Source organism: Shinella sp. WSJ-2 (assembly GCF_003432075.1).
Classification (GTDB): domain Bacteria; phylum Pseudomonadota; class Alphaproteobacteria; order Rhizobiales; family Rhizobiaceae; genus Shinella.
The window spans coordinates 390,737-408,288 of sequence record NZ_QWBU01000003.1; the positions used below are offsets into that span (position 1 = coordinate 390,737).

Sequence of the window (17,552 nt, forward strand, 5' to 3'; positions counted from 1 at the left end):
AGCGGTCCTTCTCCTAACTCTCCTTCGTCATCCTCGGCTCAAGGCCGAAGATGACGTCGGTGGGTGGGGGGTGTCGACCTCAGCCAAGCCTGATGCATAAACCCAAGCGCCCTCAAGCCGCCAAATGCAGCGCCGCCAGCCGTTCGCGGTCGGGAATGCGCACGGAGATGATCGTGCCCTTGCCCTCGATGGAGTGGATGCGCATCGCGCCGCCGTGCAGATGCGCCAGCGAGCGTGAAATGGCAAGGCCGAGGCCGGAGCCGCCCTTGCTCTTGGCATATTGGCTCTGCACCTGCTCGAAGGGCTGCCCGATCTTCTGGAGGGCGGACTTCGGGATGCCGATGCCGCTGTCGGCGATGGTGAGCGTCACCGCGCCGTCCACCTTGCGCGCCCGCACGATGACCTTGCCGCCTTCGTTGGTGAACTTCATGGCGTTGGACAAGAGGTTCAGCAGGATCTGCTTCATCGCGCGGCGGTCCGCCACGGTCATGAGACGCGCCGGGCAGGTCTCCTGCACCTCGATATGCTTTTTCTCCGCCTGCAGCATGGTGAGACGCATCGTCTCCTCAATCAGCGGCGCGAGATCGATCGTCTCGCAGCTGATGCGCATATGGCCGGCCTCGATCTTCGACATGTCGAGAATATCGCTGATGACGTTGAGCAGATGCTTGCCGCTCTCGTGAATGTCGCGCGAATATTCGCGATACTTGTCCGAGCCGATCGGGCCGAACATCTGGTTCTGCAGGATTTCGGAAAAGCCCAGGATGGCGTTGAGCGGCGTGCGCAGCTCATGCGACATGTTGGCGAGGAATTCCGACTTGGCGCGATTGGCCGCCTCGGCGCGTTCCTTCTCCGCCTGGTAGTTGGCGATGGCGACGGACAGCTCCGATTTCTGCCGTTCCAGCTTGGCGCGCGACGCCGAGAGATCGCCGATGGTCGCCATCAGGCGGCGCTCGGATTCGCGCAGGCGCACCTGATGGCGCTTCATCATGGTGATGTCCGTGCCGACGGAGACGAGGCCGCCGTCGCGAGTGCGCCGCTCGTTGATCTGCAGCCAGCGCTCGTCGGCAAGCTGCACTTCGCTCGTCTGCGAGGCACCGGTGCCGTCGGCATCCGCAATGCGCCGCTCGATGACTGGACGTGCCGCCGCGGCATAGACCGCTGCACGCTCGGTGCCGGGCACCAGCACGTCATCCGGCAACCCATAGGCCTGCTGATAGTGCGCATTGCACATGACGAGCCGGTCGCTCTTGTCCCAGAGCACGAAGGCCTCCGACGTACATTCGATGGCGTCGGCAAGGCGCTGGTCGGCTTCCTGGTAGCGCTGGGCGAGCCTGTGCTGCTCGGTCACGTCCATGGCGATGCCGATCATGTGCGTGCGACCGGAAGACATGCGGATTAGCTGGGCACGGGCACGCAGCCAAACGTAATGTCCTTCCGCGTGACGCATGCGAAAAACCTGATCGACCTGCTTGGCTTCACCACGGGCAACGGCACGGGCCACCTGGTAGATGCCGTCGTCGTCGGGATGCATCAGGCGCGCGGCATCGCCGAAGGAGAGCACGCTGTCGCGTGGCGGCATGCCGAGCATTTCATACATGGAGCGCGACCAGAACAGACGCCGGTTCGACAGATCGAAATCCCAAAGGCCGCTTCGGCCGCGGGCAAGTGCCGTTTCGACCCGCAGGTTGGATTCCGCGAAGATCGCATCGGCGTCGCGCGCACGCTTTGCCTGGATGTAATAGGCGTACAGGATGACAAGCAGGATTGCTGAGATGCCGGCAAAGAGCGTGACGTTCAGCGCCACCTCATCGCGCCAGAACAGCGCGACCTGGCCGAGCGGATTGGCGACGATGATGAAGCCGCCCTTGCGGGGCATCTGCACGAGCGAAGCGTAATAATCCTGCCCGTCGATACGGGTGCGGAACACGCCGTCCGGATCGCCGAAATACTGCTTGGCCGCAATCTCAGGCGAGAAACGCGCAAGCGACTGACCGACATAACGTGCTGCCGCGAGCGAGGCGCCGAAAATCTGCCCCTTCTCCGCAACGAAGAGCACGAGCCCGCCGGGCTGCATGCGGTCCTGCGGCAGGTTGAGCGACAGAGCAGCCTCGACCGCCATGCGGTCGGATTCCGCGAGGCTTTCGGCCAGGGGACCGGAGAACACCGCGCCGACGGCAAGCGCCGTCAGCGAGGTTGCGTCCTTGACGTTCGCGTCCATCCGGTCGTGCTCGACCATGATGCCGACCATGCGCGAGATGGCCACCACGAACAGGAAAGCGATGATCAGGATCGGTATCGACCGTTTCAGCACGGGCTCAGCCCGTGTCAAATGCCGTCCGGCAGGTCCGGCGAAAATCTTCGCCTGTCCCGTCAGCTCATTTTCCCAGGCCGCAAATCCCGGGAATCTGAGACGAGTCCACCCGCCGGATGCGCGTCCTCGTTGCGCGTCCGCCATAGTCTTCAAACCTTGTAACCCTCTCGTGATTCGGCGCGCCGCTCGCCCGAATCTGCCCTAATGAATCAATTGTGATTCGGCTTGTCCAGAGCAAAAGGTAAAAGTTTGTTAACCATATCTCGCTGATGGAAACTTGTATGCGGAAACGAAAACGGGCGCAGAAGCGCCCGAAATCATTCAATTTTTGACATTTCAACCCTTGAGCATACGCTCCACGATATCAGAAACATCGGAAGAGAGTTTTTCACCGGCCGCGATCGCGCGCAGCGCATTGCGCGCGTGATCCGAGCGGCTTTCTTCCAGCGCACGCCATGAGCGCATGGACGTGAGGATGCGGGCGGCCAGCTGCGGGTTCTTTGGGTCGATCTCGAGGATCTGATCTGCGAGGAAGCGGTAGCCTGCGCCATCCGCGCGATTGAAGCCGGTCGGGTTGGAGAAGGCGAAGGTGCCAACGAGCGCTCGCACGCGGTTCGGGTTCGCCTTGTTGAAATGCGGGCTCGCCATCAGCGCCTTGACGCGTTCCAGCGCGCCGTCGCCCGGAATGGTCGACTGGATGGAGAACCACTTGTCAATAACGAGCGCATTGTCGGCAAACCGGGCGCGGAAGGCTTCGAGCGCCTCGGCTGTCTCAGGCGCATCCGGAAAACGGTGCGCCAGTACGGTAAGCGCGGCACTGAGATCCGTCATGTTGTCGGCGGCCTTGAAGGCGGCTGCCGCACGGGCGGGTCCCCCATCGGACACGGCGAGGTAGGCAAGGGCCGCATTGCGCAGCGCGCGCTTTCCGGCGCTCGCCGCATCCGGCGTGAAGGCGCCCTTGGTGCCGTGGTTTTCGAAGAGTGCCGCGAAGACGGCGGGGTTGCGGTTGGCGACGAAGGCCAGCACGGCCTCACGCCCGGCGCGGATGGCGTCCGGATCGTTGTTGCTGCCGAGTTCGCGAGCGATGTCCGATTCGGAGGGCAGGGCCAGCGCCTGCGCGCGGAAGGCCGGCTCCAGCGATTCATCACCGGCAATGGCGATCAGGGTGTCGACAAGCACCACGTTGGTTTCGACCGCTTCGCCGGCGCGTGCCTTGCGGGCGGCGTCCACGAGGTTGGGCAGGGCCAGATCGTTCAGTGCCTGCCAGCGAGAGAAGAGGTCGCTGTCGTTGCCGGCGATCTGGGCGAGATCATCGGGCGCCTGCTCGAAATGCAGATTGATCGGCGCCGAGAAGCTGCGGTTCAGCGACACGACCGGGCGCGCGGTGATACCCGAGAAGGTCACCGTTTGGCGGCGTTCCTTCAGGTGCAGCACATCGCCAGAAATGTCGGCGCCGCTGACGGCGCTTGGCTTTGCTTCCGATCCATCGGCGAGGATCAGGCCGAAGCGCAGCGGAATGTGCATCGGCTCCTTCGTGCCCTGGCCGGGTGTCGGCGGGATCATCTGTTCCAGCGACAGCGTGAATTCACCCTTGGCCTGATCGTAGCTGGAGGAAACGCTGACGAGCGGCGTGCCGGCCTGATGATACCATAGCGAGAACTGGCTGAGGTCGATGCTATTCGCATCCTCGAAGCATTTCACGAAATCTTCGATCGTCGCGGCATCGCCGTCGTGACGTTCGAAATAGAGGTCCATGCCCTTTTTGAAGCCGTCCTTGCCGACGATGGTCGCGATCATGCGCGTCACCTCGGAGCCTTTTTCATAGACGGTCGTCGTGTAGAAGTTGTTGATTTCGCGGTATTTCGTCGGGCGAACCGGATGGGCCAGCGGACCGGCATCCTCCGGGAACTGCTCCGACTTCAGGTGCCGTACCTCGGCGATGCGCTTGACCGAGCGCGAGCGCTGGTCGGCGGAGAATTCGTGGTCACGATAGACCGTCAGGCCTTCCTTCAGGCACAGCTGGAACCAGTCGCGGCAGGTGACGCGGTTGCCGGTCCAGTTGTGGAAATATTCGTGGGCGATGATCGCCTCGATATTGGCATAGTCCTGGTCGGTCGCGGTTTCCGGGTCCGCCAGCACGTATTTGTCGTTGAAGACGTTGAGCCCCTTGTTCTCCATGGCGCCCATGTTGAAATCGGAGACGGCGACGATCATGAAGATGTCGAGGTCGTATTCGCGGCCGAACACCTCCTCGTCCCACTTCATCGAGCGTTTCAGCGCGTCCATCGCGTAAGCCGCGCGCGCTTCCTTGCCGTGCTCAACATAAATCTTCAGCGTGACCTCACGCTCAGACATGGTCGTGAATTTGTCTTCCACGACGCCGAGATCGCCGGCGACCAGCGCAAAGAGATAAGACGGCTTGGGATGCGGGTCGAACCAGGCCGCGAAGTGCTTGCCTTCGGTATAGCCGGCGCCGCCGAGGAAATTGCCGTTGGAGAGGAGAAGCGGGCAGCTCGCCTTGTCGGCGATGATGTTGACCGTATAGACGGCCAGAACGTCCGGCCGGTCGGGGAAATAGGTGATGCGGCGGAAGCCCTCAGCCTCGCACTGCGTGCAGTAGATGCCGTTCGAACGATAGAGGCCCATCAGCTGGGTGTTCGCTTCGGGATTGATCATCGTGGTGATCGTGATCTCGAAGGGTTCGGTTGCCGGCAGGTCGCGGATGGTCAGACTGTCGGGCGTCGCGTCGTAGCGCGCCGCGTCCATTTCGATCTGGTCGAAAAGCAGGCCGGTCATGACGAGTTCGTCGCCGTCCAGTACCAGCGGTGCGCTCGCATCGACGCCTTCGCGGCGATGGAAGATGAGGCGCGCTTCGATCTTGGTTTCCGTTGGGTCCAGTTCGAAGGTCAGATCGACACGCTCGAGAACGAAGTCAGTCTGGCGATAGTCCGCCAGGTGGATGATCTGGCCGTTCTCTGTCCGCATGGATATGTCCTGCTCTATGCCGCCGCAGGCTGTCCCGTTTCCGTACACGTGACACCTGTAAAAAGCGGTCTGTCCCCAAATTCCGCGAAAAGATATGCTTATTCGCTTAACATCTCATTTCCATGGATCCCCCATTCACAACTTTGTGCCGGGCCTTAGTCGATCAAAAGAATGTTCGTCGCATCACGAGAATTGATCCCATCTGCCGGCCAATCCCGCTAGACTTGCCATGGTCTCAATCGGTTCTCCGATCTCTTCAACGCCTGATGCCACGGCCTTCTGGCCGTGACGAGTTCCCATGGATATGCAGTCTTCCGATCCCATGAAGGGGATTTTTCTCAAAGTCGCCTCGGTGGTGGTCTTTCTGTGCATGTCGACGCTCATCAAGGCGGCCGGCAAGGATCTACCGGCAGGCCAGATCACCTTCCTCCGCTCCGCCTTCGCCATGGTGCCGATCCTGGCTTTTCTTGCCGCCCACGGCCAGTTACGGGATGCCTTCCGCACCAATGATATCTTCGGTCATTTCAAGCGCGGGTTCGTCGGCATCCTTTCGATGGGCTTCGGCTTCTACGGCCTTATCCATCTGCCGCTGCCGGAATCGATCGCGCTCGGTTACGCCCTGCCGCTGGTGACCGTCGTCATCGCCGCCATCTTCCTCAAGGAGCGCGTCGGCATCTATCGCTGGACGGCGGTGCTGGTCGGTCTTGCCGGTGTCGGAATCATCAGCTGGCCGCGGCTCACGCTGTTTCGCGACGGTGGGTTCGGCTCCTCCGAGGCGATGGGCGCGCTGGCTATGCTGGCCTTCGCCGTGCTCGGCTCCTGCGCTATGGTTCTGGTGCGGAAGCTCGTGCAGACCGAGCGAACGCCGACCATCGTGCTCTATTTCTCGCTCTTCGCCTCGATCTTTTCGCTTGCGACGCTGCCCTTGGGCTGGATCGCGCTCAGCTGGCCGTCGCTCGGCCTGATGGCGCTGGCCGGTTTTTGCGGCGGCATCGCGCAGCTACTGCTCACCTCGAGCTATCGCTACGCCGACGTCTCCACAATTGCACCCTTCGAATATACCTCAATCGTGCTCGGCCTCATCATCGGTTATTTCCTGTTTGGCGACGTGCCGACCGGGGCCATGCTTATCGGCACCGCCATTGTCGTCAGCGCCGGCATCTTCGTGATTTTCCGCGAACATCGCCTGGATTTGAAACGCCGCGCCGAACTGCGCCACAAGCTGCCTCAGGGCTGACGCCATTCCGGTGTTGTCGTGTCTTCGACGCGCTCTTCGCTTACCGCATCGGGCTGCAACGCCGCAGCCGCGGCGTCGGCGCCGAGCGGCTGGGCGGCCATGGCCTGAAAATCCGTCTTGCTGACCAGCCCGTCATTGGCCTCGCGCTGGCTGATGCGCCAGGCGGCATAGGCGCCGTAGAGTGCGAAATAAATGGCAAGAACCACGAAGAGCGAACCGGGGCCGAAACGGTCCATGATCGGGCCGACGACGATCGGGCCGGAAATGGTGCCGACGCCATAGACGATCATCATCCCGGAGGAAACCTCGACATATTCGTCCGGCTGCGCGCGGTCGTTGGCATGGGCCACGTTCAGCGCATAGATCGGGAAGATGACGGAACCGACGAAGGCGGCGGCGACATAAAGCACGACCGGCGGACCGCCGGCGACGAGGGCCATGGCGAGGCACGAGACCGTGCCGACGATGCCGCAGACAACCATGACGAGGCGTCGGTCCATGCGGTCGGAGGCGCGGCCGATCGGTATTTGCGAGATGGCACTGCCGATGAGCACGGAGGCGAGAAGCGTCGCGCCCTCAGCGGTGGAAAGGCCTGTGCGCTGGGTGAAGACGCCGCCGAGATTGAGCCAAGCCCCGGAAAGCGCCCCCGCCAGGAACGCACCGACCACCGCCACGGGCGAACGCCGGTAGAGGGCGGGCACGTTGAAGCGTGCCTGCGTTGGCGGTGCGGGCAGCGGCGAAGAGGTCAGCGCCGTCGGCATGAGGGCGATCGAGAAGATGATGCCGCAGACGATGAAGAGCGAGGTGTTGGAAGGGTCGCCGAGCGGCACGAGATATTGCCCGCCGATCGTGCCGACCATCGTCGTAATGAGATAGATGGAGAAGACCGAGCCGCGGTTCTCGTTGGTCACGCGTTCGTTGAGCCAGCTTTCGATGATGAGATAGCTGCCGGAAATGGCAAAGCCCGAGATTGCCCGGAACAGCATCCAGGCCCGCCAGTCGACGACGACGGCGCAGAGCAGGATGCCGACGGACAGCAGCGTGATCAGCGCCACGAAGACGCGCACATGGCCGACGAGCAGCACGAATTTCGGCGTCACTATACAGGAGAGGGTGAAGCCGATCGTATAGCCCGTCGCGATCATCGAGATCGTCTGCGTCGACCAGCCCTCGGCCACGGCGCGCACCGGCACGACATAGCTCTGCAGCCCGAAGGCCACCATCATCAGCAGCGTGGACAGCATGAGGCTGAAAATGGAGACAAGGGTCGCCAGCATGGGAGCTCCGGGAAGAGGGCATTCGGTTGTCGAATGTCGCTCTATTGCGGGAACCGTGCGCTGTCCACAGCGACAGCGGCTGGCGTAATCCAAGAAGAATTTCGGAAGATCCGGAAGTTCCCGGAAAGGTTGCGCTATGACGGCGTGTCCGGTGCATACCCGGCATAAAGAAAGGAGGTGAGACGTTTGAAAATCCGGCTTACGCTGACGATCAGGTTCAGAGGTTGGCGCTTCACCCTGACGATCAGCCAAGAAACGGAGATCGGGCTTCGGCCCGGTCTCCACCGGAGGAAAGGCGTCTCACCTCCTCACGATGAAGATCATACCACGGCGCGCACCGTGGTCAAAGCCTGCTCAGTTGGGCCCGCTCAGTTGGGCAGGAAGGCCTTGAGCGGATCGCGGCGCTGGGCGGCATCGCGCGGCAGCGAGGCCAGCACGGAATATTCCCGGGCGGCGTTCACGGCGGCGCGGATGTCGGCAATGTCCGAAATCAGCTTGCGAAAGGCGGCCATGGTGTGCTCCTGGGTTGGTCGGTGTTGCAAGGGCGCGTTCGCGCCCTCGGTCCGCTCAGCGCTGGATGAAGTCGCTGTAGAGCTGAACGGGACGGATGATGCGGGCGAAGCCGGTGGCCGTGAGTTGCTCATTGGCCGGAGCGGCGACACCGAACCCGTGGCCGGCGCGGCGGCCGGTGTGGCGGAGCGTCTCGAAGCTCGAATGAATGGGCCGAAAGCGGGCGGTCATGGGTCGTTTCCTTAAATCCTGTCCTCCCGTGTTGATATATTGCGCCGCAACATGATTTTTGCAATGCGACATTCTGCCCGGCAGATATGTGCAATGCGCATGGCTGTTGAAACTTTTTGTTCACACTGAAGGCAGATTTGTGCCGAATCCGCAGGTCCTTCGATTGGTCGCTGATTCAAGTCTTTGAAAATATTGAATGCATGTCGTCGGCTTAACCGCGCAGCCCTGCACGGAAAGCGAGCAGGTCCTGCCAGGCAAGCCGTTTGCTTATCGGCGCCGTCGTCAAATCCTGCGGGTGCAGTGTCGCAAAAGCCGGGACTTTACGGCCAGAAATCTCGATTTCCCGCCAATCGCCGCGCAACTGATGGATCGTATCGTTGGAGCGAAACAGGAATCGGGCGGCGAAATTGCCGAGAACCAGCAGGTGATTCGGTTCGGCAAGGGCGATCTGGCGTTCGATGAAGGGACGGCAGATATCCGCCTCGCGCTGCGACGGCGGACGATTGCCCGGCGGCCGCCATGGCACGACATTGGTAATGAGAAGATCGGCGCGCGCAAGGCCGATGCCAGCGAGCATGCGGTCGAGCATGGCGCCCTGGCGCCCGGAAAAGGGTTGGCCGTCCCGGTCGTCATCAGCATTCGGCATGGCGCCGATCACCATGACGGATGGCTTGGCATTGCCCTCCGCGAAGACGAGGCAGCGGGCGCTGGCTTTCAGATTGCAGCCGTTGAAGCTTTCCATGGCCGTCCGCAACTCGTCCAGCGAACGCGCGCTGCTTGCTGCAAATTCGGCTTCGGCAATCGCCTGGCTGTCCGGGATCGCGACATTGGGCATGGGGGCGGGGGCTGCGGCCCGTGGCTGTTCCTGTCGAACGGGCGCCTGCCGTGCGGCCTGCTGAACCGGTGCCGCCTCCCGTTGTACGGAGGCACCCCGCGCCGCGCGCATCGCCTCGAATTCGGCGACGCGATCGACCGCTTCTTCCTCCAGCAGCCATTCCACGCCCGCATCCGCATAAAAATGCAGGAGCGAACGAAGCTGCTCGGGATGAAGGTCGTCGACGGCGCTCATGATGCTACCTTAGCGAAGCCGGCCGCCTGAGGAAAGCGCCGCCGTCATGCCGCCCATTGCGCCACGTCGTCGCTTTCGCCGATCAGCGCCAGGCCATGGGCGATCGAGAGCAGTTCGCCGCCGGTCTCGATCTTGCCGGCATCGAAGCGATTGGTGAAAATCCGGCGCACCGCCGGCACGAAGGAGGTGCCGCCGGTGAGGAAAACCTTGTCGATACCGTCGGGTGCCGTGTTCGTCTTCTCCAGCACCTCGTCCAGCGCGCCCTCGATGCGGGCAAGGTCCGGCGCGATCCACGCTTCGAAATCCGCGCGCTTCACCATCTTGCGGCCGGCGGCGCCAAGCGGCTTGAAATCGAATTCGGCTTCTTCCGCGCTCGAAAGGGCCATCTTGGTGGCCGAGATCGACTGATAGAGCGGGTAACCCTCGTCGTGCTCGACGAGATCGATGAACAGTTCCAGCTTTTCCGGTTCCAGCGCCGAACGCACGAGCGACTTGAGGTCGGTGAATTCGCGGGTCGTCTTGAAGATCGACAGCTGGTTCCAGCGCGCGAAATTGGCGTAGTAGCCCGAGGGCACTTCCAGCACCTTGTCGAAGCTCTTGAAATATGAGCCCTTGCCGATTTCTGGCGCGACGAGATGTTCGATCATGCGGGAATCGAAATGGTCGCCCGCGATGCCGACGCCCGAATGGCCGATCGGCGTCGCCGTTAGCCGGCCGGCCTGCCGCTCGAAACGGATCAGCGAATAGTCGGTCGTGCCGCCGCCGAAGTCGGCGACGAGAACAGTGGCGTCGCTCTTTAGTGTCTGCGCGAAATAATAGGCCGCAGCGACGGGCTCGTAGACATAGTGGATTTCCGGAAAGCCGAGCCGGGTCAGCGCCTCGTTGTAGCGTTCGAGCGCGAGATTGGGATCCGGGCTTGCGCCGGCAAACTGCACCGGCCGGCCGGCGACGAGGCGCGAGACCTCGGCCGGCCATTCCGTGCCGGCATAGGCCTTCAGCCGCCGCAGGAACACTTCCATCAGGTCGTCGAAGGTGTGCCTGCGGGCGAAGACCAGCGTGCCCTGGAAGAGGGCGCTAGCCGCAAAGGTCTTGATCGACTGGAGAAAACGACAATCGCCGGGATTGTCGATGAACTGGCGGATCGCCGCCTGTCCGGCCTCCACCTTCAGCGCCTGCGCGCCGAGCACCGGATCCTTCATGAAGGAGAGTGCCGTGCGCATAGTATCGGTCTCGCCGACGCTGCTGGTAAAATGCATGGATTGCGTTTCGCTGCCGCCGGAAGCGAGCGCGAGAACCGTGTTCGTCGTGCCGAAATCAAGCCCGAGTGCCCGTGCCATCGCCGTGCCCCTGTCATCTGTCGAAATGTGTTGAAGCGGCACAAAGGCGCCGCGCGAAAGGGCGCATCAGATGCGCTCTGGAATGAAGAGGGCGCGAGATGCCACAGGCGAGGGGGAATGGCAAGGGCGGAGGCCTGTCCGCCCTTGCAAAAGCGGCGGACCAAGGATTGGCCCGCCGGATGAGGTTCAGACCGAATGCGCCGCGCCGCCGTCGCAGCGTACCAGGCTGCCGGTGACGTAGCTCGCCGGGGCGCTGCACAGGAAGGCGGCGGTGGCGGCGAATTCCTCGACGGTGCCGTAGCGGCGGGCGGGGATCGCCTTTTCGGAAGCAGCCTTCACCTCGTCCACGCTCCTGCCGCTGCGCTCGGCTGCGGCGGCGTCGAGGCTCTTCAAACGGTCGGTGAAGATGCTGCCGGGCAAGAGCATGTTGCTGGTGACGCCGTATTGCGCGACTTCCGTCGCCAGCGTCTTCGACCAGCCGGCCAATGCGGGTCGCAGCGTGTTGGAAAGCGCCAGGCCGGAGATCGGCTCGATCACGCCGGAGGAGGCGACGGTGAGGATGCGACCCCAGCGCTGTTCCTTCATGCCGGGCAGCAGCCGGTTGGTGAGCGCGATGAGACGCAGCACCATGGAATGGAAATAGGTCAGGAGCTTCTCCTCGCTCATGTCCTCGGTGGAACCGGGCGTCGGGCCGCCGGAATTGTTGATGAGGATGTCGATGCCGCCAAGCTTTTCGCCGACAGCCGCAACGACGGTCTCAACGAACGCCTCATCGCTGAGATCGGCCTGCACCCAGTCGGCGCGACCAAGGCCTTCCGCATTGATCGCCGCACAATTCGCGGCGAGCGTCTCGGCGCTGCGACCGCAGAGCAGCACATGCGCGCCCTCGCGGGCGAGCGCCACGGCAATGCCTTTTCCGAGGCCGCGGGAAGAGGCGAGAACGAGGGCGCGTTTGCCGGCGATGCCGAGATCCATGGAGCTATCCTTTGATGGTCGGGTGATCAGGCGCTGTACGGCACCTTGCCCGGATTGAAGAGGTTTTTCGGGTCGAGCGCCGTCTTGATCGCCTGCGCGACCGCACGACGGGCCGGATTGCCGAAGATGAGATAGGCACGGCGCTTTTCCATTCCCACCCCATGCTCGGCGGAAAAGCTGCCGCCGGTCTCCGCGACGCCCGTATAGACGGCATCCTCGATCGGCGCCTTGACGCTTGCGGCGGTCACACCATCGCCGAGCACGGAAATATGCAGATTGCCGTCGGCGATATGACCATAGACATAGGCATCGAAACCCGCATCGATGGCTTTCAGCCGCGCCTTGAGCCCGGCGACATAGGCGTCCAGCGCGCCCGGCGGCACGGAAACGTCAAAGGAGGGCGCGCCCGGCTGGACGCGGTAGATGAAGTCGCTCTCCTCGCGCAGCGCCCAGAAGCGCCGCGCCTGATCGAGCGAGGCCGCGACGATGCCGCTGGTCAGGCCGTGTTCCTCCCAGAGCGCGGCGAGGCCCTCTTCCAGCGCGCTGCGGGCGTCCGCTTCTCTGGCCGCCGAAACTTCCATCAGTAGAACGGCCGGCGTCTCGTCCTCCAGCCAGTCCACCTCGAAGCCACGTTCCCGCGCGCTGTCGAGGAAGAAATTGTGCCACATCAGTTCGGCACCCTCGAGTTGCACCGCCGGCTGCGCCCGGAAATGGCCGACAAGGGCGAGCGCCGACGTCGCATCCTGAACGCCGACAAGCGCCGTGGCGCGCTGCGGATTGAAACTTTCGAGCTTCACGACGGCGCGGGTGACGAGGCCGTAAGCGCCCTCCGAGCCGATGAGCAACTGCTTGATGTCGGGCCCCGCGCTCACCTTCAGCACGCGCGTCAGGTCGTTGACGAGGCTGCCATCCGGCATCACAGCCTCGATGCCGAGCACCTGATGGCGCATCACGCCGTTGCGGAAGGCGAGGATGCCGCCGGCATTGGTGGCGATCATGCCGCCGATCGTGGCGGTGCCGCGCGCGGCAAGATCGATGCCGGGCGTCAGTCCGAACTCCGCCGCCGCCTCCTGCAGGGCCTGCAAGGTCACGCCGGCCCCGACGGTCGCGGTGCGCGCCAGCGGATCGATCACCTCGATATGGTTGAGCCTTGCGGTCGACACGATCAGTTCACCCGGCCGGCTGACACCACCGCCAACGAGCCCGGTGCGCCCGCCCTGCGGCACGATCGGCACGTTGTTTTCCAAGCACCAGCATACGATAGCCGCTGCCGCTTCCGGTGTTGCCGGCTGTACCATGGCGCCGGCGCCGAAATTATCGGGATGCTCGCCGGGATGCCGGCCTTGAAGCATCTCGCCTCCGATAAGGTGAAGATCCGCGCTGAATTCGTTCAAGTCGTTCTGGAGCGATCGGATAATCTCTGACATGGGGATGGTGCTCCGCTGACTGGCTGTCGAATGCCTAATCCCACGGAAGATCGGAATCAAGCGAGTACAAAATGCTCGGCGACACTCGATTGACGTTTACGTATAAGTCAATAAACCTTCGGCCATGACATGACCTCATGCGCAAAAGCCGGAAACTCTGTCGCAGAACGGCTCGACAAGATTTCCGGTATTTGTCATGACAGGGCCGACCTTAAGGGATTTTCCGCGGCTTTTGAGGGGTTGCGGCTGGAGAGAACAATGAGCGTAGAAATGGAACTCCCCGAACGCGAGTCGATGGAATTCGACGTTGTGATCGTCGGCGCCGGTCCGGCCGGCCTGTCTGCCGCGATCCGGCTGAAACAGGTCAATCCTGACCTGACGGTCGTCGTGCTGGAAAAGGGTTCGGAAGTCGGCGCGCATATTCTTTCCGGCGCGGTCGTCGATCCGATCGGCATCGACCGCCTGCTGCCCGGCTGGCGCGAGGATGACAGCCACCCGTTCAAGACCGAGGTGAAGGACGACCACTTCCTGCTGCTCGGCCCGGCCGGTTCCGTGCGCCTGCCGAACTTCGCCATGCCGCCCTTGATGAACAACCACGGCAACTACATCGTCTCGCTTGGCAATGTCTGTCGCTGGCTCGCCACCAAGGCGGAAGAGCTCGGCGTCGAGATCTATCCCGGCTTTGCCGCGACCGAAGTGCTCTACAATGACGAAGGTGCCGTCATCGGCGTTGCGACCGGCGACATGGGCATCGAGCGCAATGGCGAGCCCGGCCCGAACTATACCCGTGGCATGGCGCTGCTCGGCAAGTACACGCTGATCTCCGAGGGCGTGCGCGGCTCGCTCGCCAAGCAGCTCATCGCGAAGTTCGATCTCCAGAAGGACCGCGAGCCCCAGAAATTCGGCATCGGCCTCAAGGAGCTCTGGCAGGTCAAGCCCGAGAACCACAAGCCCGGCCTCGTGCAGCACTCTTTCGGTTGGCCGCTCGGCATGAAGACCGGTGGCGGTTCGTTCCTCTATCACCTCGAAGACAACATTGTCGCCGTCGGCTTCGTGGTGCATCTCAACTACAAGAACCCCTACCTCTTTCCCTTCGAGGAATTCCAACGCTTCAAAACGCATCCGGCGATCCGCGGTACCTTCGAGGGCGGCAAGCGCCTCTCGTATGGCGCGCGCGCCATCACCGAGGGTGGCTACCAGTCCGTGCCGAAGCTCTCCTTCCCGGGCGGTGCGCTGATCGGCTGCTCGGCCGGCTTCGTCAACGTGCCGCGCATCAAGGGCAGCCACAATGCGGTGCTTTCGGGCATGCTGGCGGCGGAAAAGCTGGCGGATGCGATTGCCGCCGGCCGCGCTAATGACGAGCCGATCGAGATCGAGCAGGGCTGGCGCGACAGCGCCATCGGCTCGGACCTCAGGAAAGTGCGCAACGTCAAGCCGCTGTGGTCGAAGTTCGGCACGGCCGTGGGCGTGGCGCTCGGCGGCCTCGACATGTGGACGAACACGCTCCTCGGCTTCTCCTTCTTCGGCACGCTGAAGCACGGCAAGACGGATGCGGCCTCGCTCGAGCCGGCCGCCAAGCACCAGAAGATCGATTATCCGAAGCCGGATGGCGTGCTGACCTTCGACCGCCTCTCCTCCGTGTTCCTGTCGAACACCAATCACGAGGAAGACCAGCCGGTCCATCTTCAGGTGAAGAACCCGGAGCTGCAGAAGACCTCGGAACTCGACGTCTATGCCGGCCCCTCGACGCGCTACTGTCCGGCTGGTGTCTACGAATGGGTGGAGAAGGACGGCAAGGACGTGTTCGTGATCAACGCGCAGAACTGCGTGCATTGCAAGACCTGCGACATCAAGGACCCGAACCAGAACATCAACTGGGTGCCGCCGCAGGGCGGCGAAGGACCGGTCTATCCCAATATGTAATGCGAAATACGCAGCGTATCGAAAAGGCCGCCCTTCGAGGCGGCCTTTTTGTTGCCGTGGATCTCAATCGTTCCTGCAACCGCAGCGCGCTCCTTAACTCCTGATTAACCATAACCGCATAATTCTCGGCCCCGACGAACGATCTTTAAAGGGGCTTTAACCATGTCGATTTCCCGCCGCGGATTCCTGCTCGGCGCGTCTGCACTGCTCGCAGGCTGCGCGACCAACGGCACCAGCGATCGCGCCAATTACGGCGATCGGCTGGAGGAGAAACATCCGCTGAAGGCGATGTCGCTCGACAAGATCAAGCCGGAACTGCGCCGCCAGGAAGTCGCCTACAGCACGGATCATGCCGCCGGCACCATCGTCGTCGATACGCCGGCGCGCCGGCTCTATTACGTGCTCGGCGAGGGCCGCGCGATGCGCTATGGCATCGGCGTCGGCCGGCAGGGCTATTCGCTGGCGGGCAGCGCCTATATCGGCCGCAAGGCGGAATGGCCGACCTGGACGCCGACGCCCAACATGATCCGCCGCGACCCGAAGAAGAACCTGAAATATGCCGGCGGCCTCGAAGGCGGCCCGAACAATCCGCTCGGCGCGCGCGCCATCTATCTCTACCAAAACGGCAACGACACCATGTTCCGCATCCATGGCACCAACCAGCCGTGGTCGATCGGTCAGGCCATGTCGAGCGGTTGCGTGCGCATGCTGAACCATGACGTGATCGACCTCTACGAACGCGTCAAGGTCGGTGGCCGCGTCCACGTCATTCAGGGCCGGCGCGACGTCTGAAGCTTTCCGTCATGTCGTGCTGAAAACGGCCGGCTCTGCCGGCCTTTTTGTTTTGCGGGTTGAAAAAGCTGAATTGTATCATACCATTGCCCGCGTGCTTCCGGTCTTGGATAAAGTCGGGACGGTCTTGCGGAATTGATGGGTCCATGACGCATTGGGGTCAATCGCAGACGCATTTGTACCGGCATTCGACCCCGCACCTGCAAAAGTCGAGGGTGCGGTATCGCGGTTTATCCGCGTTCGCTAACGATCAAGGGCCCGGCGGCGACGGTGCGGCAGGGCCTGACTGGGCACAATGACACCGTCGACATGAGGGAACGGATATGAAACATCTTCTTGCTTCCACCTGCCTCGTCGCTGGCCTTCTGGCCATGACGGGCGCTGCGCGTGCCGAATGCGGCGACGTGACTATCGCCAGCATGAACTGGCAGAGCGCCGAAGTGCTGGCCGCACTCGACAAGTTCATCCTGACCGAAGGCTATGGCTGCAACGCCGAAGTCATCGTCGGCGACACGGTCCCGACCATCACCTCGATGATCGAAAAGGGCGAGCCGGATCTGGCGCCGGAAGGCTGGGTTGACCTGCTGCCCGACGTCGTCAATCGCGGCATCGAGGAAGGCAAGCTGATCGGCGCAGCCGTCGCGCTATCCGACGCTGCCGTCCAGGGCTGGTGGATCCCGAAATACATCGCCGACGCTCATCCGGACATCAAGACGATCGACGACGCGCTGAAGCATCCGGAACTGTTCCCGGATCCGGAAGACAAGTCGAAGGGCGCCGTTCATAACGGCCCGCAGGGCTGGGGCGGCACGGTCGTGACCAGCCAGCTCTACAAGGCCTATGGTGGCGAAGCGGCGAACTTCACGCTCGTCGACACGGGCTCGGCTGCCGGCCTCGACGGCTCGATCGCCAAGGCTTACGAGCGCAAGGAAGGCTGGGTCGGTTACTACTGGGCCCCGACGGCGCTTCTCGGCAAGTACGAGATGGTGAAGCTCGAGCATGGCGTTCCCTATGACGCCGCCGAGTGGAAGCGCTGCAACACCGTTGCCGACTGCGCAGACCCGAAGAAGAACGACTGGCCGAAGGACAAGGTCCAGACGCTCGTCACCAAGGGTTTCTCCGAGCGGGCCGGCGAAGACGTCATGGGCTACCTCAACAAGCGCGCCTGGTCGAACGACACGGTCAACAAGCTGATGGCCTGGATGACCGACAACCAGGCGAGCGGCGACGATGGCGCCAAGCACTTCCTGGAAGGGAACGAAGCCCTCTGGAAGGACTGGGTCTCGCCGGAAGCTGCTGAAAAGATCAAGGCCGCTCTCTGATCGCCTGATCAAAGATTCGGGCGGCGCGTCCTCAAGCGCGCCGCCCTTTGCCTTCGTTTTAGCGCATGCCTTTGGCGCAAATTGCAGCGCCCTTTCCCTCGGCATGCTTCAGGGTTGGCTCATGAACCCGGCGCAAGACCGGACGGAGCCGGA

Annotated in this window: 13 protein-coding genes; 4 read left to right on the forward strand and 9 right to left on the reverse strand. The window is 62.8% G+C overall.

Annotated features, from left to right (window positions below; translation table 11 throughout):
* Positions 1–112: 112 nt before the first annotated feature.
* Both D0Y60_RS09620 and pepN read right to left on the reverse strand, forming a co-directional pair.
* Entirely contained in the window at positions 113–2,467 is a 2,355-nt protein-coding gene (locus D0Y60_RS09620) for a PAS domain-containing sensor histidine kinase (protein ID WP_199564136.1), read from the reverse strand.
* A 183-nt stretch (positions 2,468–2,650) separates the two neighbouring features.
* Entirely contained in the window at positions 2,651–5,299 is a 2,649-nt protein-coding gene (pepN, locus tag D0Y60_RS09625; protein ID WP_117369179.1) for an aminopeptidase N, read from the reverse strand.
* Positions 5,300–5,597: 298 nt separating this feature from the next.
* Between pepN and D0Y60_RS09630 the strand changes: the two genes are divergently transcribed.
* A complete protein-coding gene (locus D0Y60_RS09630) occupies positions 5,598–6,536 on the forward strand; it encodes a DMT family transporter (RefSeq protein WP_117369181.1) in 939 nt (312 codons plus the stop codon).
* Here the strand turns inward: D0Y60_RS09630 and D0Y60_RS09635 are convergent.
* From D0Y60_RS09635 to D0Y60_RS09655, 7 genes are all read right to left on the reverse strand, one after another.
* Entirely contained in the window at positions 6,527–7,813 is a 1,287-nt protein-coding gene (locus tag D0Y60_RS09635) for an MFS transporter (protein WP_117369183.1), read from the reverse strand. The genes D0Y60_RS09630 and D0Y60_RS09635 overlap by 10 nt on opposite strands.
* Before the next feature lie 368 nt (positions 7,814–8,181).
* Complete coding sequence (locus D0Y60_RS24725) at positions 8,182–8,325, reverse strand: hypothetical protein (protein ID WP_158565446.1); 144 nt, start codon at positions 8,323–8,325, stop codon at positions 8,182–8,184.
* Positions 8,326–8,380: 55 nt separating this feature from the next.
* Positions 8,381–8,554 (reverse strand): hypothetical protein, encoded by a 174-nt coding sequence (locus D0Y60_RS24850; RefSeq protein WP_199564137.1) that lies wholly within the window; start codon positions 8,552–8,554, stop codon positions 8,381–8,383.
* Positions 8,555–8,765: 211 nt separating this feature from the next.
* Positions 8,766–9,623, reverse strand: coding sequence for a uracil-DNA glycosylase (locus D0Y60_RS09640; RefSeq protein WP_117369186.1), 858 nt, complete (start codon positions 9,621–9,623; stop codon positions 8,766–8,768).
* Positions 9,624–9,667: 44 nt separating this feature from the next.
* Positions 9,668–10,960, reverse strand: a complete 1,293-nt coding sequence (locus D0Y60_RS09645) for an Hsp70 family protein (RefSeq protein WP_117369188.1) — start codon at positions 10,958–10,960, stop codon at positions 9,668–9,670.
* A 186-nt stretch (positions 10,961–11,146) separates the two neighbouring features.
* Positions 11,147–11,935: an SDR family oxidoreductase gene (locus D0Y60_RS09650; RefSeq protein ID WP_117369190.1), complete on the reverse strand. Its 789-nt coding sequence runs from the start codon at positions 11,933–11,935 to the stop codon at positions 11,147–11,149.
* Positions 11,936–11,961: 26 nt separating this feature from the next.
* Complete coding sequence (locus D0Y60_RS09655) at positions 11,962–13,287, reverse strand: FAD-binding oxidoreductase (protein WP_158565448.1); 1,326 nt, start codon at positions 13,285–13,287, stop codon at positions 11,962–11,964.
* A 333-nt stretch (positions 13,288–13,620) separates the two neighbouring features.
* Here D0Y60_RS09655 and D0Y60_RS09660 point away from each other — a divergent pair, with 333 nt between their 5' ends.
* From D0Y60_RS09660 to D0Y60_RS09670, 3 genes are all read left to right on the forward strand, one after another.
* Entirely contained in the window at positions 13,621–15,285 is a 1,665-nt protein-coding gene (locus D0Y60_RS09660; protein ID WP_117369194.1) for an electron transfer flavoprotein-ubiquinone oxidoreductase, read from the forward strand.
* A gap of 162 nt (positions 15,286–15,447) precedes the next feature.
* Complete coding sequence (locus D0Y60_RS09665; RefSeq protein ID WP_117369196.1) at positions 15,448–16,077, forward strand: L,D-transpeptidase; 630 nt, start codon at positions 15,448–15,450, stop codon at positions 16,075–16,077.
* 323 nt (positions 16,078–16,400) lie between these two features.
* The gene (locus D0Y60_RS09670) at positions 16,401–17,399 is read left to right on the forward strand and encodes an ABC transporter substrate-binding protein (protein ID WP_117369198.1); all 999 of its coding nucleotides are present in this window, start codon (positions 16,401–16,403) and stop codon (positions 17,397–17,399) included.
* Positions 17,400–17,552: the final 153 nt, after the last annotated feature.

What these genes read in the sequence shown, in the direction of transcription:
- pepN (WP_117369179.1), bottom strand. Translation starts at nt 5,299, where the DNA reads ATGCGGACAGAGAACGGCCAGATCATCCACCTGGCGGACTATCGCCAG.
- D0Y60_RS09630 (WP_117369181.1), top strand. Translation starts at nt 5,598, where the DNA reads ATGGATATGCAGTCTTCCGATCCCATGAAGGGGATTTTTCTCAAAGTC.
- D0Y60_RS09635 (WP_117369183.1), bottom strand. Translation starts at nt 7,813, where the DNA reads ATGCTGGCGACCCTTGTCTCCATTTTCAGCCTCATGCTGTCCACGCTG.
- D0Y60_RS24725 (WP_158565446.1), bottom strand. Translation starts at nt 8,325, where the DNA reads ATGGCCGCCTTTCGCAAGCTGATTTCGGACATTGCCGACATCCGCGCC.
- D0Y60_RS24850 (WP_199564137.1), bottom strand. Translation starts at nt 8,554, where the DNA reads ATGACCGCCCGCTTTCGGCCCATTCATTCGAGCTTCGAGACGCTCCGC.
- D0Y60_RS09640 (WP_117369186.1), bottom strand. Translation starts at nt 9,623, where the DNA reads ATGAGCGCCGTCGACGACCTTCATCCCGAGCAGCTTCGTTCGCTCCTG.
- D0Y60_RS09645 (WP_117369188.1), bottom strand. Translation starts at nt 10,960, where the DNA reads ATGGCACGGGCACTCGGGCTTGATTTCGGCACGACGAACACGGTTCTC.
- D0Y60_RS09650 (WP_117369190.1), bottom strand. Translation starts at nt 11,935, where the DNA reads ATGGATCTCGGCATCGCCGGCAAACGCGCCCTCGTTCTCGCCTCTTCC.
- D0Y60_RS09655 (WP_158565448.1), bottom strand. Translation starts at nt 13,287, where the DNA reads ATGCTTCAAGGCCGGCATCCCGGCGAGCATCCCGATAATTTCGGCGCC.
- D0Y60_RS09660 (WP_117369194.1), top strand. Translation starts at nt 13,621, where the DNA reads ATGAGCGTAGAAATGGAACTCCCCGAACGCGAGTCGATGGAATTCGAC.
- D0Y60_RS09665 (WP_117369196.1), top strand. Translation starts at nt 15,448, where the DNA reads ATGTCGATTTCCCGCCGCGGATTCCTGCTCGGCGCGTCTGCACTGCTC.
- D0Y60_RS09670 (WP_117369198.1), top strand. Translation starts at nt 16,401, where the DNA reads ATGAAACATCTTCTTGCTTCCACCTGCCTCGTCGCTGGCCTTCTGGCC.